21 protein-coding genes and 1 riboswitch are annotated in these 17,713 nt (G+C 28.8%); of the genes, 17 read left to right on the top strand and 4 right to left on the bottom strand.

Annotation, left to right across the window (positions count from 1 at the left end):
* Window positions 1-146: 146 nt before the first annotated feature.
* The 11 genes from QP548_RS05385 (at window position 147) to QP548_RS05435 (ending at window position 9,344) form a co-directional block, all read left to right on the top strand.
* The gene (locus QP548_RS05385; protein ID WP_003462559.1) at window positions 147-1,247 is read left to right on the top strand and encodes a 6-phosphofructokinase; all 1,101 of its coding nucleotides are present in this window, start codon (window positions 147-149) and stop codon (window positions 1,245-1,247) included.
* A gap of 232 nt (window positions 1,248-1,479) precedes the next feature.
* Window positions 1,480-2,259 carry a serine hydrolase gene (locus QP548_RS05390; RefSeq protein ID WP_061427944.1) on the top strand — a complete coding sequence of 260 codons (780 nt, stop codon included), beginning with the start codon at window positions 1,480-1,482 and terminating at the stop codon, window positions 2,257-2,259.
* A 411-nt stretch (window positions 2,260-2,670) separates the two neighbouring features.
* On the top strand, window positions 2,671-3,594 hold the full coding sequence (gene pyrB / locus QP548_RS05395; protein WP_003453538.1) for an aspartate carbamoyltransferase: 924 nt from the start codon (window positions 2,671-2,673) through the stop codon (window positions 3,592-3,594).
* A gap of 4 nt (window positions 3,595-3,598) precedes the next feature.
* Window positions 3,599-3,757 (top strand): aspartate carbamoyltransferase, encoded by a 159-nt coding sequence (locus QP548_RS05400; RefSeq protein WP_041702664.1) that lies wholly within the window; start codon window positions 3,599-3,601, stop codon window positions 3,755-3,757.
* Window positions 3,758-3,778: 21 nt separating this feature from the next.
* Window positions 3,779-4,978, top strand: a complete 1,200-nt coding sequence (locus QP548_RS05405) for a dihydroorotase (protein ID WP_061427942.1) — start codon at window positions 3,779-3,781, stop codon at window positions 4,976-4,978.
* A gap of 9 nt (window positions 4,979-4,987) precedes the next feature.
* Window positions 4,988-5,851 (top strand): orotidine-5'-phosphate decarboxylase, encoded by an 864-nt coding sequence (pyrF, locus tag QP548_RS05410; protein ID WP_061427940.1) that lies wholly within the window; start codon window positions 4,988-4,990, stop codon window positions 5,849-5,851.
* Between the two features lie 24 nt (window positions 5,852-5,875).
* Complete coding sequence (locus QP548_RS05415) at window positions 5,876-6,616, top strand: dihydroorotate dehydrogenase electron transfer subunit (RefSeq protein ID WP_061427938.1); 741 nt, start codon at window positions 5,876-5,878, stop codon at window positions 6,614-6,616.
* A gap of 19 nt (window positions 6,617-6,635) precedes the next feature.
* Entirely contained in the window at window positions 6,636-7,535 is a 900-nt protein-coding gene (locus tag QP548_RS05420) for a dihydroorotate dehydrogenase (RefSeq protein WP_061427936.1), read from the top strand.
* Window positions 7,536-7,662: 127 nt separating this feature from the next.
* Window positions 7,663-8,241 (top strand): orotate phosphoribosyltransferase, encoded by a 579-nt coding sequence (gene pyrE / locus QP548_RS05425; RefSeq protein ID WP_061427934.1) that lies wholly within the window; start codon window positions 7,663-7,665, stop codon window positions 8,239-8,241.
* A gap of 159 nt (window positions 8,242-8,400) precedes the next feature.
* Window positions 8,401-8,874, top strand: coding sequence for a hypothetical protein (locus QP548_RS05430; protein WP_061427933.1), 474 nt, complete (start codon window positions 8,401-8,403; stop codon window positions 8,872-8,874).
* A 47-nt stretch (window positions 8,875-8,921) separates the two neighbouring features.
* A complete protein-coding gene (locus tag QP548_RS05435; RefSeq protein WP_061427931.1) occupies window positions 8,922-9,344 on the top strand; it encodes a GNAT family N-acetyltransferase in 423 nt (140 codons plus the stop codon).
* 20 nt (window positions 9,345-9,364) lie between these two features.
* Here QP548_RS05435 and QP548_RS05440 read toward each other — a convergent pair whose 3' ends face one another.
* Window positions 9,365-9,658, bottom strand: a complete 294-nt coding sequence (locus tag QP548_RS05440; protein WP_081109946.1) for a GNAT family N-acetyltransferase — start codon at window positions 9,656-9,658, stop codon at window positions 9,365-9,367.
* A 183-nt stretch (window positions 9,659-9,841) separates the two neighbouring features.
* Between QP548_RS05440 and QP548_RS05445 the strand changes: the two genes are divergently transcribed.
* A complete protein-coding gene (locus QP548_RS05445) occupies window positions 9,842-10,594 on the top strand; it encodes an exodeoxyribonuclease III (RefSeq protein WP_003475978.1) in 753 nt (250 codons plus the stop codon).
* Between the two features lie 150 nt (window positions 10,595-10,744).
* Here the strand turns inward: QP548_RS05445 and QP548_RS05450 are convergent, their stop codons facing one another.
* Window positions 10,745-11,281 (bottom strand): ECF transporter S component, encoded by a 537-nt coding sequence (locus QP548_RS05450; RefSeq protein WP_061427930.1) that lies wholly within the window; start codon window positions 11,279-11,281, stop codon window positions 10,745-10,747.
* Between the two features lie 169 nt (window positions 11,282-11,450).
* On the opposite strand from QP548_RS05450, the gene QP548_RS05455 reads away from it, so the two are divergent.
* From QP548_RS05455 to QP548_RS05465, 3 genes are all read left to right on the top strand, one after another.
* Window positions 11,451-12,185, top strand: coding sequence for an HAD-IB family hydrolase (locus QP548_RS05455; protein WP_003453545.1), 735 nt, complete (start codon window positions 11,451-11,453; stop codon window positions 12,183-12,185).
* Window positions 12,186-12,535: 350 nt separating this feature from the next.
* On the top strand, window positions 12,536-12,919 hold the full coding sequence (locus QP548_RS05460; RefSeq protein WP_003453542.1) for an NUDIX domain-containing protein: 384 nt from the start codon (window positions 12,536-12,538) through the stop codon (window positions 12,917-12,919).
* Between the two features lie 62 nt (window positions 12,920-12,981).
* Entirely contained in the window at window positions 12,982-13,200 is a 219-nt protein-coding gene (locus tag QP548_RS05465; protein WP_003453540.1) for a hypothetical protein, read from the top strand.
* Between the two features lie 33 nt (window positions 13,201-13,233).
* On the opposite strand, the gene QP548_RS05470 is transcribed toward QP548_RS05465, so the two are convergent.
* On the bottom strand, window positions 13,234-13,878 hold the full coding sequence (locus QP548_RS05470; RefSeq protein WP_061427928.1) for a YczE/YyaS/YitT family protein: 645 nt from the start codon (window positions 13,876-13,878) through the stop codon (window positions 13,234-13,236).
* A 275-nt stretch (window positions 13,879-14,153) separates the two neighbouring features.
* Here QP548_RS05470 and QP548_RS05475 point away from each other — a divergent pair, with 275 nt between their 5' ends.
* A complete protein-coding gene (locus QP548_RS05475) occupies window positions 14,154-14,486 on the top strand; it encodes a hypothetical protein (protein ID WP_061427926.1) in 333 nt (110 codons plus the stop codon).
* Window positions 14,487-14,521: 35 nt separating this feature from the next.
* Here the strand turns inward: QP548_RS05475 and QP548_RS05480 are convergent, their stop codons facing one another.
* Window positions 14,522-15,742 (bottom strand): dicarboxylate/amino acid:cation symporter, encoded by a 1,221-nt coding sequence (locus tag QP548_RS05480; RefSeq protein ID WP_061427925.1) that lies wholly within the window; start codon window positions 15,740-15,742, stop codon window positions 14,522-14,524.
* 202 nt (window positions 15,743-15,944) lie between these two features.
* A riboswitch (Lysine riboswitch) is annotated at window positions 15,945-16,119 on the top strand.
* Between the two features lie 123 nt (window positions 16,120-16,242).
* Between QP548_RS05480 and QP548_RS05485 the strand changes: the two genes are divergently transcribed.
* Window positions 16,243-17,712, top strand: coding sequence for an amino acid permease (locus tag QP548_RS05485; protein ID WP_061427924.1), 1,470 nt, complete (start codon window positions 16,243-16,245; stop codon window positions 17,710-17,712).
* Window position 17,713: the final 1 nt, after the last annotated feature.

The raw sequence follows: 17,713 nt of genomic DNA on the forward strand, positions 1-17,713 counted from the left end.
TATCCGTGTAAAATTATTATAATTTTCTAAATTTTTAAAATAATTTTACTTTCAAAAAAAAGCTTTATATGATATCATTTACTTAGAAGGTAATTGTAAAAAACTTACAAACTATGGTTTAAAATTGTTTAGGAGGAGGATTTTATATGATGCAACCAATTAAGAAAATAGCTATACTAACAGGAGGAGGAGATTGTCCTGGATTAAATGCAGTAATAAGGGCTGTAACTAGAACTGCAATCTTAAAATATGGATATGAAGTTATAGGTTATAAATTTGGATATAGAGGTCTATATAATAACGACTTTGTAAAATTAGATCTTGATTCTGTTTCTGGAATACTTCATAGAGGAGGAACAATACTTCATAGTTCAAATAAGGACAACCTATTCGATTATCAAGTTGAAGATGAGAATGGTAAAATAGTTAAAAAAGATGTTTCTGATGTTGGTGTTGAAAACTTAAAGAAAGAAGGGGTAGATGCTCTAGTTGTTATTGGAGGAGATGGAACTTTAACCTCTGCAAGAGATTTCGCAAGAAAAGGTGTAAATGTAATAGGTGTTCCTAAAACAATAGATAACGATTTATTAGCCACAGATGTAACCTTTGGATTTAATACTGCCACAGAAATAGCTACAGAAGCTTTAGATAGACTTCATACTACAGCTGAGTCACATCATAGAATAATGCTTTTAGAAGTTATGGGAAGAAACGCTGGTTGGATTGCTTTAGAATCAGGAATAGCTGGTTCTGCTGATGTAATATTATTACCTGAAATACCTTACGATATAAACAAAATAGTTGAAAAAGTAAAAGAAAGAGAAGAAGCCGGAAAACAGTTTACAATTATTGTAGTTGCAGAAGGAGCAAAACCTAAAGATGGAGAAGTAGTTGTTTCTAAAATAGTTGACGATAGTCCAGACCCAATAAGATTAGGTGGAATAGCTAACAAATTAGCTATTGACTTAGAAGGATTAATAAAGAATCATGAAATAAGAAGCACTGTGCTTGGACATATACAAAGAGGGGGAAACACCTCTACCTATGATAGAATACTTTCCACTAAATATGGAGTTAAAGCTGTTGAACTTATAAATAGTAATTTATTTGGAAACATGGTTGCATTAAAAGGAAATAAAGTATCCTATGAAAGCTTAGAAAATGTAATTGGACATACTAAAAATGTAGATCCAGAAGGTGAATTAGTAAACACTGCTAAAAGCATAGGAATTAGTTTCGCTGATTAATAATATAAAAACACTCATCATATTTTAATTTGATGAGTGTTTTCTTTTATGTTTAGTAAAATTTCACTTATAACTTAGTAAATCATAAGGATAAAGATTCATCTTAAAGTGAAAAAATTAAACGTTAATAAGAAAAAATTTACAATTAATACTTCAAAATTTTCTGAAAATATGGTACACTTTAAACAAGGCAACAATAAAAGCAACATTAAAAGAAAGCTGGTGGGTATTTATGAAAGAAGTTCAAAAATATTTAGAGAGCAGAATTGGTTCGTATAGCTTTTTCTTTGAGGATTTAAAGAGTGGTTATACTTATGGTTATAATGAGAACGTTAAAATGATTTCAGCAGGTTGTATGAAATTACCTATAGCTATAGCTCTTATAAAAGAAGTAGAGGAAGGCAAAATAGACTTTTTGGATAAAGTTAAAATAGAAAGTTCAGATAAGGTCTATGGAACTGGTATAATACATGAGTTTGGAGAGAGGGATTATACTGTATTTGAACTTATGGTAGCAATGCTAATTCAAAGTGATAATACAGCAGCAAATAAAATAATTGACTTAGTCGGTATGGATAAAATAAATGAAACTATTAAAGAATTTGGTATGAAAAATACTGAGCTTAATAGAAAAACTGCCGATGAAAGAAATTTCAAATCAGATGTAGAAAATTATACAACAGCTTATGATTTAACTTTAGCCTGGAAAAAACTTAGTGAGGGTTCCTTCTTAAGTAAAGAAAACTCTCAAATGCTTATAGATATACTTACAAGACAACAGATTAAAAACAAACTAGCTTTATATATACCAGACAATCTTAAGTTTGATATATCAAGCAAAACAGGAGACAAAAAGGGAGTTGAGAATGATACGGCCTTAATTCATACTCAAAAAGGGAACTTTGCTTGTACAGTAATGTCAAGTGGAATTCCTAACTCAGTCTACGGGACTGTTACCTTGGCAAAATCTGGTAAAATGACTTGGGACTCCATCATGAATAATTGGCACTAAGATTTAATGTATTTTATAAAACCTTAATAATAGAACTTACAAATAATGTGGAGAGAATATATAATTATTCTAAGATTTAAATTCTTATAAGAATTTAATTAATTCTCAAAATGTGTTTGTAAGTTTTATTTTTAATTTAAAATAAAAAATAATTATTAAAAACATTATTGACATAAAATTTCTAATATGGTATTATAAGCACAATAAAAGCAGTCCAGAGAGGCTGAATAAAATAACCTTTAAATTTGATCCAGAGAGATCAATAAGGAAGTTATATAGTTGAATTATAATCTTAAAAGATTTATTTATACGTGAAAAGTCTTCCTTATCTTAGGAAGACTTTTTTTAATAAAATTATATAGCTTTTCTTCTTTAAATTAACACAGAGAGGTTAAAAAGGAGTGAAATTTTATGTTAAAAAACAAACACTTATTAGATCCATCAGATTTCACAATAGAGGAATTTGATGAAATTTTCAAATTAGCACATCAAATTATGGCAAATCCAAAAGAATATCAAAACATATGCAATGGTAAAATTCTAGCAACACTTTTCTATGAGCCAAGCACTAGAACAAGATTGTCTTTTGAATCAGCAATGCTTAGACTAGGTGGACAAGTTATAGGTTTCTCAGAACCAAATTCTTCATCAGTTTCTAAAGGAGAATCTTTAAGAGATACTATTAAAACAGTAAACTGCTATGCAGATCTTATAGCAATGAGACATCCTTTAGAAGGAGCAGCAAAAGTTGCTTCAATGTATTCAGATATCCCAGTTATAAATGCAGGAGATGGAGGTCATCAACATCCAACTCAAACATTAACAGATCTTCTTACAATAAAAGAATATAAAGGAAACCTAGAAGGAAATACAATTGCATTATGTGGAGACTTAAAATTCGGTAGAACAGTGCATTCTCTTATAAAAGCACTTTCAAGATATAAAAATAATAAATTCATCTTAATATCTCCAATAGAACTAAGAATCCCTAATTATATTAGAGAGCAAATTTTAGAAAAAAATAATATAGAATACAAAGAAATTACTAGCTTAGAAGAAGGAATTAAGGAAGCTGATATTTTATACATGACAAGAATACAAAGAGAAAGATTTGTAGATCAAAGTGAGTATGAAAGATTAAAAGATGTATATGTATTAGATGAAGCAAAAATGAAGGGTGCCAAAGAAGATATGATGGTTCTTCATCCTCTTCCAAGAGTAAATGAAATAGCCTATGAAGTAGATGAAGATTCAAGAGCATTTTACTTTAAGCAAGCCAAATGCGGAATGTATGTAAGAATGGCCTTAATGGCAAAACTTTTAGGGGAGGCGTAATAGGATGAAAAATAGAGAATTACAAAATCACAAATGTAAAAACACAAAATGTATAACTCAAGTGGAAAAATATGTTCCTCAAAGCTTTACTTTAATAGACAAAAAGAATAATACATACAATTGTGATTATTGTAACGCAGAAAACACTTTTCAAAAGCATTAAATTTAGGAGGACATAATTAAGATGAATTTGCTAATTAAAAATGTAAATTTAATAGATGAAAGCAACAACTTTTTTGGTGATATATATATAGAAAAAGGGGTAATAAAAGAACTTGGAACTGAACTAAATAAGGAATGTGAAATCCTAGATGGAAAAGGCTTAGTACTTATGCCTGCATTTATAGATACTCATGCACACTTTAGAGATCCAGGTTTTGAATATAAAGAGGATATTGAAAGTGGATCTAAGGCTGCAGTGAGGGGTGGATACACAACAGTAACCTTAATGCCAAACACAAAACCAGTTTGTAGTTCAAAAGAAATTTTAGATTACGTGGTTAATAAGGGTAAAGAGATAGGCTTAGTAGATTTATATCAAACAGTTTCTATAACAAAGAATTTATCAGGTGAAGAAATAAATCATCTTAGAGAATTTGAGGGAAATCCTAATGTTAAGGCAATAACAGATGACGGTAAAGGTGTGTCAGATTCTAAGATTATGATGGAAGCTATGAAAATAGCTAAGGAAAATAACTGGATAGTAATGTCTCATGCTGAAAGTCCAGAATTCTCAAAGGTTGATATGAGATTAGCTGAAAATATGATGACATGGAGAGATATTACATTAGCAAAGTTTGTAGATTGTAGACTTCATATGTCTCATGTAAGTACTAAGGAAGCTATGAAATATATAATAGAAGGAAAAAATGATGGAGTTAAAGTAACTTGCGAAATAACTCCACACCACTTAGCTTTAAATAATAAGATTAGTAATTATAGAGTTAATCCTCCTATAAGAGAAGAAGAGGATGTAAATTTCTTAATAAAGGCAATAAAAATGAACTATGTTGATTGTATAGGAACAGATCATGCTCCTCATTCAAAGGAAGATAAGGAAAAAGGGGCACCTGGCATGATTGGAATTGAACAAGCTTTCTCAATATGTTATACGAAGCTAGTTAAAGAAAATCACATAAGCTTAAATAAGCTAAGCCAATTAATGAGTGGAAATGCTGCTAAGTTATTAAACATAAATAAAGGAAAACTTCAACCAGGTTTTCTTGGAGATTTAGTTCTTATAGATTTAAACAAGAAAAGAATATTCAAAGAAGAAGATATAGTATCTAGAAGTAAAAACTCACCATTTAATGGAATGGAGTTTTATGGAGATGTAGTAGTAACAATAAAGAATGGAAAAATAGTTTATAAGGGTGAATTTTAGGAGGTATATATGATAGCTGATAAATTATTTGAAAAAGTAGAAAAAAACGGAGTAGTTTGTGTTGGACTAGATACAAGCTTAGATTATATACCAGAGGAGTTTAAAAGTAAGTTTTCAAATGAAAGTGATATGTTATTTGCCTTCAATAAAGAAATAATAGATGCCACACTAGATGTATCTGCATGTTTTAAAGTTCAAATAGCTTATTACGAAGCTCTTGGTCTTAAGGGATTAGAAGCTTACAAAAATACCTTAAGTTATTTAAGAGAAAAGAATGCTTTAATAATAGCTGATATAAAAAGAGGGGATATAGCTGCAACGGCTAAAATGTACGCAAAGGCTCACTTTGAAGGGGATTTTGAAAGTGATTTTATAACTCTAAATCCATATATGGGAATGGATAGCATAGATCCATACTTACCTTATATAGAAAAAAATGAAAAAGGAGTATTTGTACTAGTAAGAACTTCAAATAAAGGAGCTGAAGATATAGAGTATCTAGAGGCTGGAGATGGAAAGAAAGTTTATGATGTAGTTGGAGAAAAGTTAAATACTCTAGGAAAAAACTATTTAGGAAAACATGGTTATAGTTCAATAGGTGGAGTTGTAGGTTGTACTCATCAAGAAGAAGCAAAAGAAATGAGAGATAAACTAGATACAATGCCATTTTTAATACCTGGATATGGTGCACAGGGAGGAACTGCTAAAGATGTGGCGGCTTATCTTAAAAATGGAAATGGTGGAATTGTAAACTCTTCAAGAAAGATACTATTAGCCTATAAAGCTATGGAAGATAGTAAAAACTTTGCAGAATGCGCTAGAAAAGAAGCCATTTCAATGAGAGACAGTATAAGAGAAGCGATTTTAAAATAGATAAAACACTTGGGAGGACAGATTATGGCTATGGAATATTTCAAAGGTAAAGTAAAAGAAAATATTGAATTAGTAGAGGGAATATACTCACTAGTAGTAGAGCATGAAGCTAAAATAACTGCTGGACAATTTTATATGATAAAAACTCCAAACACTTTCTTAGGAAGACCAATAAGTGTTTGTGAAGTAAATGGGAATGATGTACGCTTTGTGTATGCTACTGTTGGATCCGGAACAAATGAAATGAAAAAAATGATTTCTGGAGATGAAATAGAAATAATAGGTCCTTTAGGAAATGGTTTTGATATAAATAAAGATTACGGAAAAGTTGCTTTAGTAAGTGGAGGTATAGGAACAGCTCCAATGCTAGAACTTGCAAAAAGCCTTAGGAAAAATAATAAAGATATTAAAATGGATTTCTATGGTGGATTTAGAGACCACATATACTTAGTAGATAACATAGAAGAATATGTAGACGAAGTTAAAATTTCAACAAATACCGGAAAACATGGACATAAAGGATTCATAACAGAAATTCTTCCTCTTCAAGAGTATGATACAGTGCTATGCTGTGGACCGGAAATCATGATGAAGAAGGTAGTTGAAATGTGCAAAGAAGCTAAGGTTAATGTGTATATTTCCATGGAAAAACATATGGCTTGTGGAGTAGGTGCTTGCTTAGTATGCACATGTAAAACAAAGTCAGGAAATAAGAGAACTTGTAAAGATGGTCCAGTATTTAATGGATTAGAAGTTGAATTCTAATTTAGGAGGGGTTAAAAGTATGTTAAAAACAGTTATAAATGGAGTAGATTTTAAAAACCCTGTTATAGCAGCATCAGGTACTTTCGGCTTTGGAGCTGAGTACAATAACTTCTATGATGTGGGAGAATTAGGAGGAATAAGTTCAAAAGGACTAACTCTTAATAGTAGAGAAGGTAATGAAGGAATAAGAATATATGAAACTCCTCAAGGAATAATGAATTCAGTAGGACTTCAAAATCCAGGTATAGAGAAATTTATAGAAGTAGAACTTCCTAAAATGTTAGAACTAGGAACAAATATAATAGCAAATGTAGGAGGAGCTACTATAGAGGATTATGAAAAAGCAGTATCTCTTTTAAATAAAGAAAAGATAGACATGATAGAGCTAAATATATCTTGTCCTAATGTAAAATCTGGTGGAATGGCCTTTGGAATACAATCAGATGTGGCATATGAAGTGGTTTCTAAGGTTAGAAAAATATGTGATAAACCTTTAATGGTAAAATTATCACCAAATGCTGAGAATATATGCAATATGGCATATAGATGTGCAGAAGCTGGAGCAGATTCAATCTCTTTAATAAATACATTAAAAGGACTGGCAATAGATATAAAAAATAGAAAGCCAGTATTTAATAATGTGTATGCAGGACTTTCTGGACCAGCTGTAAAACCTATAGCCCTTAGAATGGTTCATGAAGTTTCTAAAACTGTAGATATTCCAGTAATAGGATTGGGAGGAATTTCTACAGCAGAGGATGCCATAGAATTTATGATGGCAGGAGCATCAGCTATACAAATAGGTACAATAAACTTTGTAAATCCTAAAGCAGGTCTAGAAATAATAAAAGGCTTAGAAGATTTTTGCACAAAAGAAGGATTAAAAAATATTAATGAAATTGTAGGTTGCATAAAGTAATAAAGTTTACAAATATATTTTGAATATTATTAAATCACAAAATTTATCTTCATATTAATATAGTGATTTTTATAAAAAGTAATTTTGAAGATATTAAGAAAATAAGAAAGTTTTGGAGGAATTAAATATGAAAAATACAGACGCTATGGTTATAGATACATTAAAAGAGGTTGGAGCATTATTAGAAGGACATTTCTTATTATCATCAGGAAGACACTCAAATAGATACTGCCAATGTGCTCAATTATTAAAACATCCAGAAAAAGCTGAGAAAGTATTAAAGGTTGTAGCTGATCAATTAAAAGATATAGATTTTGACTTAGTTGTAGGACCAGCTATGGGAGGCGTTATAGTAGCTTACGAATTAGGAAGACAATTAGGTAAACCTGCAATCTTTACTGAAAGAGAAAATGGAGAAATGACTCTAAGAAGAGGATTTACTATAGAAAAAGGGCAAAAGGTAGTAATAACAGAAGATGTTGTAACTACAGGTAAAAGCTTTAAGGAAGCTGCAAAGGTAATTGAAGAACAAGGGGGAGAAGTTGTTGCAGTAGTTTGTATAGTAGATAGAACTCCAGGAAATGTAACAGATTTCCCAATGTATAGTTCAATAAAACTTGATATAGAAAGCTTTGAAGCAGAAAACTGTCCACTATGTAAAGAAGGAGTTCCTTACATAAAGCCAGGAAGCAGAAATATAAAATAGTTTAATAAATTTATAAAAAAACTCTAGCTTTATAACTAGAGTTTTTTTATTTTAGAAAATATATTCTAAAAACTTATTTAAATCAATTGATTATCCTCACTTTATTACTTATAATAGAATAAAATACATTTAATTACAATAAAGAAGGGATATTATAAGTTGAGTATATTTTCGAAGTATAAAAGTAAATTAATATTTTTCTTAACATTTATAATAGTTACACTTACTATAATAGCTATGATTTTTAAAGGTGGTGTTCCTATTAATAAACCATCAATTAAAATAACTTATAATAATGAAAAAGTACCAACAATAAATGGAGAATTTAATTGGTTTAATAAAGAAACGGGAGGAAATAGCACTTTTGCTGAGCCTATTGAAAATTTAAAGGAGCCATTATATGCAAAGGGTGGAGAAAAGATAAAAATAAGATTCTCTAAAGAGCCAAAATCTGTAGTTATACAGGACATTTCTGTTTCTCCTTATAAAGATTATAAACTTTTGAAAGAAGAATCTAATGAAGAATTTTCCTTTACGCTTCCTGAGGAAAAAGGAGAATATAATTTTCAAGTGGATGGTATTTGGGATTCAACTCATAATGTATCTAAAATATTTAAAGTTTATATAGATTAACATTGAATATAATAAATAAAAAATATTATTTTGATTAAAGAGGTATTATGAATTTAGAAAAAGTAATTTTAAAAAAAGATTTAATTAAGGATATAAAAAGTATTTCTTCCTTATATGAAAGCGTAGGATGGTTTGACTATACTGAAGATTTAGGAAAATTAGAAGAGGCATTTAAAAATTCATTAAAGATAATTTCAGCATGGCATGAAGAAAAATTAATAGGTCTTATTAGAGTTGTTGGAGATGGACTAACTATAATATATATACAAGATATAGTAGTACTTCCCGAATATCAAGGTAATGGTATTGGTAGAGGTTTGATTGATTCTGTATTAGATGAATATAAACATGTTACACAAAAGATTCTAATAAGTGAGGATAAAGAATCTTCAATTGAATTTTATAAAAACATAGGCTTTAAATCAATTGATACTTATAATGGAGTAGCTTTTGTAAGTTATATAGATTAAATCTAAAGCAACAAAAAGCATCAATATATAAATGATGTTCTTTGTTGCTTTAAATATCCCTCTAAAAAGTTTAAAAGACTTTCACCTATTCCAGAACCTCTAAGTCCATCTTTAACCACTATATAGCTTATAAAAGGTATATGAGTCCATATATACTCTATTTTTAGACATCCTACAAATTTATTGTCTAATTTAGCTAATATAACTTCCTTCATATCTATTTTGTTAGAAATAACCTCTTCATTTTTGTGTAAATCAAATTCCACAGTAGCCTTTAAATCCTTTTGATTAGCAAATCTAATTAACTTATTCATTTAATTTAGCCCCCTTGTTATTTCTTTTAAATAATTATATTACAATTATTTAAAATTAAATAATGATTTATTTAATTTTTTTTATTACAATATATTATATACAATTGAATTTAGGAATAAATCATTTGTTATATTTTAAACTTAATTATATTTTTTATTGATTAAGTATAGGAGGAAATTTAAATGAAATTAATATCATGGAATGTTAATGGCTTAAGAGCTTGTGTTAAAAAAGGCTTTTTAGATTACTTTAAATCTGAAGATGCTGATATATTCTGTCTACAGGAGACTAAACTTCAAGAAGGACAAATAGACTTAGATCTAGAGGGATATCATCAATACTGGAACTATGCTGAGAAAAAGGGGTATTCAGGAACTGCAATATTCACTAAAAAAGAACCTCTAAATGTTTATTATGGAATAAATATGGAGCATCATGATAAAGAAGGAAGAGTTATAACTTTAGAATTTGAAGACTTTTTTATGGTAACTGTTTATACTCCAAATTCACAAAGTGAACTTGCTAGATTAGAGTATAGAATGGAATGGGAAGATGATTTTAGAAATTATCTTTTAGAGCTTTCATCTAAAAAAGGAGTAGTTGTATGTGGAGATTTAAATGTGGCTCATAAGGAGATAGATTTAAAAAATCCTAAGACAAATAGAAAAAATGCTGGCTTTACAGATGAGGAAAGAGATAAATTTTCTACACTACTATCAAGTGGGTTTATAGATACTTTCCGTTATTTCAATCCAGATTTAGAGGGAGTTTATTCTTGGTGGTCATATAGATTTAATGCAAGAAAAAATAATGCTGGATGGAGAATTGACTATTTCTTAGTTTCAAATAATTTAGAAGATAGAATAAAAGAAGCTTCTATAGATACTGAAATATTAGGATCTGATCACTGCCCTGTTAAATTAATAATGGAATAGTTTTATTTAAAAGAGGATGTATTGAATGTTAAACATAAAACTTATAATTATATTCAAGTATATTGAATTTCATTTAAAAGTTTTATTTACATAACATTTCATACATCATCTTTTATTTCTTGTATTTAAATACAAAATAAGGAACTTTAATTAATTAAAGGATTTCTTTTCTTGTTTATATAATACCTTTGAAAGAGGTAAGGCTATAACTATACCAACCCCAACTTGAAGTATATTACCTATTATATCCTTTGCTGAATATGCTAAAGCTCCTATTATGGTATTAGAACTTCCTGTGAATAAAAATGCTATTATTGCACCGGAGAAGAAATAAGCTACAACCATAAATATACCAGCTACTAAAAATGGTACAAAGTAACTTTTTCTATGATTATATTCTAAAATAGCTCCAGCTATATATGCCATTAAAGCTTTTATTATAAATGTAAAAGGTGCCCAAATTATATATCCACTATATAAATCTACAAGTGCCATTCCTATACCACTAGCTAAAGCTCCTCGCTTTTTTCCTAATAATGCTGCTGCTAAAAGAACCATACAATCTCCTAGATGAACAAAGCCTCCTATAGTAGGTATTCTTATTAAATTTGCTGATATAAATATTATTGCAATCATTAGTGCTGTAAAAACTGTTTTATGAAATCTATTATTACTATTAACATTCATATTTTTTACCTCCAGAACCAAAATATATTTATATATTAAAATATTATTAGTGTATTATCAAATGTATGGGTACAATTATATTTTATATAATCCCTTTAAAATTTATTTATTTATGATATACTGTTAAATAATACATAAATGGAAATTTTACAGAAGAGGAGTGAAAAAAATGAAAGAAAAAAACATAGCAGCATTTTTTGATATTGATGGAACAATATATAGAGAAGGATTAATAACAGAAGTATTTAAAAAAATAATAAAATACGAATTAGTTGATGAAACTAAGTGGTATAAGGATGTACGTCCATCATTCATAAAATGGGATAAAAGACAAGGTGGTTATGATGAATATTTACTAAAAATGGTTGATATATATACTGAAGCAATAAGAGGAATAAGCAATCATCATATAGAGTATATAGCTAAGAAAGTAATAGAACAAAAAGGGGATAGGGTTTATACATTTACTAGAGAAAGAATTAAATGGCATAAAGAACAAGGGCATATTGTTATAGCTATTTCTGGATCTCCTTATGAGCTTGTAAAAGAGATGTCAGAAAAATATAATATGAATGATTTTAAAGGTACTATATATAAGCTTGATCATAATAATACATATAACGGAGATATAATTCCAATGTGGGATTCTGAAAGCAAAGAAAAAGCTATCTTAGAATTAAAAGAAAAACATAATATAGACTTAGAAAATAGTTATGCTTATGGAGATACCTCTGGAGATTTTACAATGTTTAAAAATGTTGGAATACCATATGCAATTAATCCAACAAGAGAGCTTATTACTAAAGTTCTTCAATGTGATGAAATTAAGGAAAAAATCAAAGTAATAGTTGAAAGAAAAGATGTTACTTATGATTTAGATATAAATAACTTAAAACTTCTTTAGATTATAAAATGAGTATATTTTTTTGTAAATCAATCTTATGATTCGTCTTTTTATCAAAAATTACGGGGTTGTATTTTTCTACTAACAATAAATATACGTTATATTATGAATTTATTGCTCAAACTTTAGTTTTTTATTCGTTAAATATTACTATTAAAGTATGTATTGAAAATTAAAAACTAATAAAATAATATATTAAAATATAAAAAAACTTGGATAGTTTAAAATCAATTAACTATTAAACAACATTGAAAACTTTATTTGAATTTATATTAAAATAGAGGAATAATATATAATAATTTGCTATAATATGTATATAAAAAGCGAAATGTGTAAAAGGGGAGACGTATATGAGTAATGTTAAATTTTGTTCTATTATAATAAAGGATGACTTTAATAATATTTTAATTTCAAAAAGAAAAGGAAAAAAAGCAGATGAGCACCTATGGTATGTTTTTGAAAGAAAAATAAAAGGAAGAGAAACTCCAGAAAAATGCGCAAATAGAGCAATAAAGGAAGATTTAAAAACCATAGTTTTTGATTTAAATCAATTATGTGATTTAAATGTTAATGAAGAAGAAACTTTAAGAGTTTTTACAGGTTCCTTAAAAGAAAAAATTACTTGTGGCGCTAATATAACTACATACAAATGGATCAATAAAGATGATTTAGATGATTATACTTTTGCAAATGGAGAATTAGAAAAGATAAACGCTTTTTTTGATACTATATAAAAACATGCCAATATTGGCATGTTTTTCTTTTATTGTTATAATAAAACGGTGAGGTGATTATTATGACATTATTAAGAAAGAAAATTTTAGGAGAAGATTTTCATGTTACTATAAAACCTATATATAACAGAGAAGATACATTGGCATTTACCTTTTCGCCGGATCAGAAAAGAGTAGAAATTGGTGAAGAAATTACAATTACAGTGAAACATCCTACAGAAAAATATGATGCTTTCTGTGATGAATTAGTAGAACTTATAGCTAGATATCAGGAAATATAAAAAAAACAGTCCATATGGACTGTTTTTCTATTATTAAGCAGCATTTTTGCCTATAAATTTATGTACAATTTTTTCACATGGCGGCATAAAAAATTGTATAGCTGGACCTGTGAAAAGTACTGCTATTATTGTTCCAAGACCTACAACACCAGCTAGTAAATAACCAACTACTAGGAAGCTTAAATCTAAGCCGATACGTATCCAACGGTATTGGAAGTTAGTTTTATCTCTTATTATAAGAGGAACTAAATCGTTTGGTGCAACTCCTAATTCAGTACTAACTAAGAATGAGAATCCTATAGCTATTATAATACAGCTTATAGCTACAATTACGCATTTTGTAAATAAGTTAAAGTTACTAAGTGAAGTATCTAATCCAAATCTATGTAATATTCCCATGATTGCATCTATAGTAGGACCTACTACTAAAACAAGTACAAAAGTTCCAACTTTAAGTTGTTTTCTATCTGCAATGAAGATTGCAATAACTAAAGTAACAAGTATTATCATATTAGCAGTTCCAGTTGAAACGCTTAGAGCTTTTGAAAGCCCTTGAGTAAATACAGTAAATGGATCTGATCCAGCTCCGCTTAATAAGAATATTACAACACCTAATTGTATGATTGCCATTCCTAATAAGAAAAATATAAGTTTAGGAATAAATTTTTCTTTTTTCATTTTTAATACACTCCTTATTTTTGAGTTTTGTGAATCGTATTTTTGAATGTGAATTTAAATATTTAATGTGTATCTAAAAACTTAAAAGAAAACCAAACAAAATGATTATAACCATTGTTAATCTATATGTCAAATAAATTTAATACTTTAATAAAAAAATTCATAATTAAGTAAAAATACAATGTTAAAACTTCCTATATTAGAATAAATAAGAAAATTGAAATGTACTTAATTTTATTTTATAATTATTACGTTAGATGGGAGAGGTGGAAAATATGAAGGATACTAAGACTAAAGAACATATTGCTAGAATAGCAAAAGCTTCAACATATTTTATTTTTAGAAACGGACCTGTAAGTAAGCTTCATAAAGAAAATAAAGTTTCTGATGAAGAACTTAAGGAAATGCAAGAGTATATGCAAAATCACTTAGCATATCTTTATGAAGTTTTACTTGAAGAAGGTAATTTAAAAAAATATGAACTTGTAATGAATACTATGAATCAATTTTATGTAAATGATGATACAGAGGTAGTATTAGCTGATGAGGGCTTTGATTCTTTATATGATCAATTATTCCCTAAAAGTAGCAATATAATTCTTAAATAAAAAATGACTATGAGAAATTCTCATAGTCATTTTTTTTAATTACAACTAACCTTTGGAATGAATTCTTCTTCATCCTCTTCAATTTTAATGTTAGTATTGTTTCTTTTCTTTAATATTGATTCTACTATTATAGCTATAGCTCCATCTCCAGTTACATTAGTTGCTGTTCCAAAACTATCTTGTGCCGCATGAAGTGCTATCATTAAGGATTTTTCAACATTACCAAATCCAAGCATGCCTTCAAGTAATCCTAAAGCAGCCATAACTCCGCCACCTGGTACCCCTGGTGCTGCTACCATAGTTACTCCTAACATAACTATAAATGGAATCATAAGAGAGAAAGTTGGAACTTGTCCTTTCATATACATTACAGCCATTGATGCAAGAACTAAAGTAATAGTATCACCTGCTAAATTTATTGTTGCTCCTAAAGGAATAACAAAGTCTGCTACATCTTGGTCAACTTTATTTTCTTTAGTACAGTTTAAAGTAACTGGGATTGTAGCTGCTGATGATTGAGTTCCCAAAGCCGCCATATATGCAGGAATCATATTTTTAAGTAATTTTAATGGATTTTCTTTCTTTAAAGTTCCAGCTAAAGCATATTGAACCACTAAATAAGATCCTTGTATTGAAAATAAAACTAAGTAAACAAGTCCAAAAGACTTTAAAGTAGTAAAAATCTCACCATTATAACTTAACTTTGAAAATATTGAAAGTATGTAAATAGGTACTAAAGGTATTAATACATTCTTTATTGTTAATGAAATAACGTGATTAAATTCTTCTGATACTTTTAATAAATAACTATTTTTTATTCTTGATATTCCTATTCCTAATAAGAATGCAAAAACTAAAGCAGACATAACACCAAACATTGGAGGAATATCAATTGTAAAATAAGGATCAACATTTACTGAACCAGTGCTTAAAGAAGCACTTACTATAAATTTAGGAAGTACTGCGCGTCCTATAAAGAAAGTAATTATTCCTATTAAAAATGTTGAAGCATATGAAATTAAGGTAGTTATAAAAAGTCCCTTTCCTGATTTATTCCCTAAAGATGCTATACCAGGAACTATAAATCCAACTATTATAAGTGGGATTAAGAAACTTAGTAAATTTCCAAATATGCTATTAAAGGTCATTAATATTCTAATAGGTATATCTAAATTAATATAGGAACATCCTAGCCCAATAAGTATTCCTAAAATAATTGCAACAAATATTCTTTTTATTAAGGATAAATTTTTCATAATAGCCCCCTTTTGTACTCTTATTGAATACACCTGTTTTCTGTATGAGTACATATTACTATAATTAGGATTTAAAGTCAATAATAAAATCTAAATTATTTCATAAATTATTCAGTAGTTTCTATTTATAATTCTTATTTATCAATAAAAAAATATTGACATTTTGAAAATTTAATCTCATAATTGTTAATATAAAGTGAATAACTGAGATAGAGGCGCGATGATTAAGAGTAACTTTGCAGAGGTAAGCACATTGAAGCAAAGTGAAAGGATGAATCGCCGAAACCATTAGAAGAGGCTTTAATTCTATTAGGTTGGGGTTACATAGAATATATGTAACACTGTCACAAATTATTTTGTGGTGTGCTATCATGAAAGAAGAGTATTGTATATAACTTTACGAACCCTTAAGCATGAAACACGCTTAAGGGTTTCTTTTGTTAGCGAAAACTTAGTTATCACTTATGGCTTAATTATTAAAACCATAAGGAGGACTAAAAATGAGTCAAGAACAAAATACTAATCTAAAAAGAGGCTTGAAATCAAGACATCTTAGTATGATTGCTATGGGAGGTGCCATAGGAACTGGTATTTTCTTAGCAATGGGAGATACACTTCATCAAGCCGGTGTTGGAGGAGCTTTTGTAGCTTACGGAATCATAGGAGTAATGGTATATTTCTTATGTACAAGCTTAGGGGAGATGGCAACATATATGCCAGAAACAGGATCCTTCGGAGCTTATGCAACAAAATTTGTTGATCCTGCTTTAGGATTTGCTCTAGGATGGAATTACTGGTATAACTGGGCTATAACAATAGCAGCAGAAATGGTTGCAGGTTCTTTATTAATGAAGTTTTGGTTTCCTAATGTTCCAGCAATAGTTTGGAGCGCATTATTCTTAGTAATTATATTAACTCTTAATTTATTATCTGCCAAAGCTTATGGAGAATCAGAGTTTTGGTTTGCAGCTGTAAAAGTTGCTACTGTTATAATATTCTTAATCGTAGGAGTTCTTATGATTTTTGGGATATTAGGTGGAGATAATGTAGGATTCAAAAACTTCTATGAAAATGGAGGACCATTTATTGGAGGAGCAAAATCAATTTTCATGATCTTCTTAATAGCTGGTTTCTCATTCCAAGGAACTGAATTAGTAGGGGTTGCCGCTGGAGAAAGTGAAGATCCTGAAAAAAATGTACCTAAGGCTGTTAATACAATATTTTGGAGAATTTTATTATTTTATTTAGGAACAATTTTAGTAATAGGTGCTTTAGTGCCAAATGCTCAAGCTGGAGTAGAAACAAGTGCATTTACAATAGTATTTGAAAAATTAGGATTAGCTGGAGCAGCTTCAATTATGAATGCCATAATACTTACATCTGTTTTATCAGCTGGTAATTCTGGTATGTATGCATCAAGTAGAATGCTTTATGCCATGGCTAAAAGTGGAATGGCACCTAAGATTTTTGAGAAAACTAATTCAAGGGGAGTACCTGTTAATGCTATTATAATAACAACAATAATTGCAAGTTTATGTTTCTTAACAGGTATTTATGCTGAAAATACAGTTTATGTATGGCTTGTAGCAGCATCAGGATTATCAGGATTTATAGCTTGGCTTGGAATAGCAATATGTCACTATAGATTCAGAAAAGCCTATGTAGCTCAAGGTAAAGATATGAATAAATTAGTTTACAAAGCTAAATTATTCCCATTAGGACCTATAATCGCTTTAATATTATGTGGAATAATAGTTTTAGGTCAAGGGTATGCATACTTAGATGTTAGAAATGGAATAGACTGGGGTGGATTAATTTCATCTTATATTGGATTACCTTTATTCTTTGGATTATTTGCATATTATAAAATTAAATATAAAACTAAACTAATAAACTTAAAAGATGTTGATTTAAGTGTAGATCATTTAGATACTAATGAAAGTATAGAAGATGAGGTTTTAGGATATTAAA

The organism is Clostridium sp. UMB9555A (genome assembly GCF_030222355.1).
GTDB classification, from domain to species: domain Bacteria; phylum Bacillota; class Clostridia; order Clostridiales; family Clostridiaceae; genus Sarcina; species Sarcina perfringens.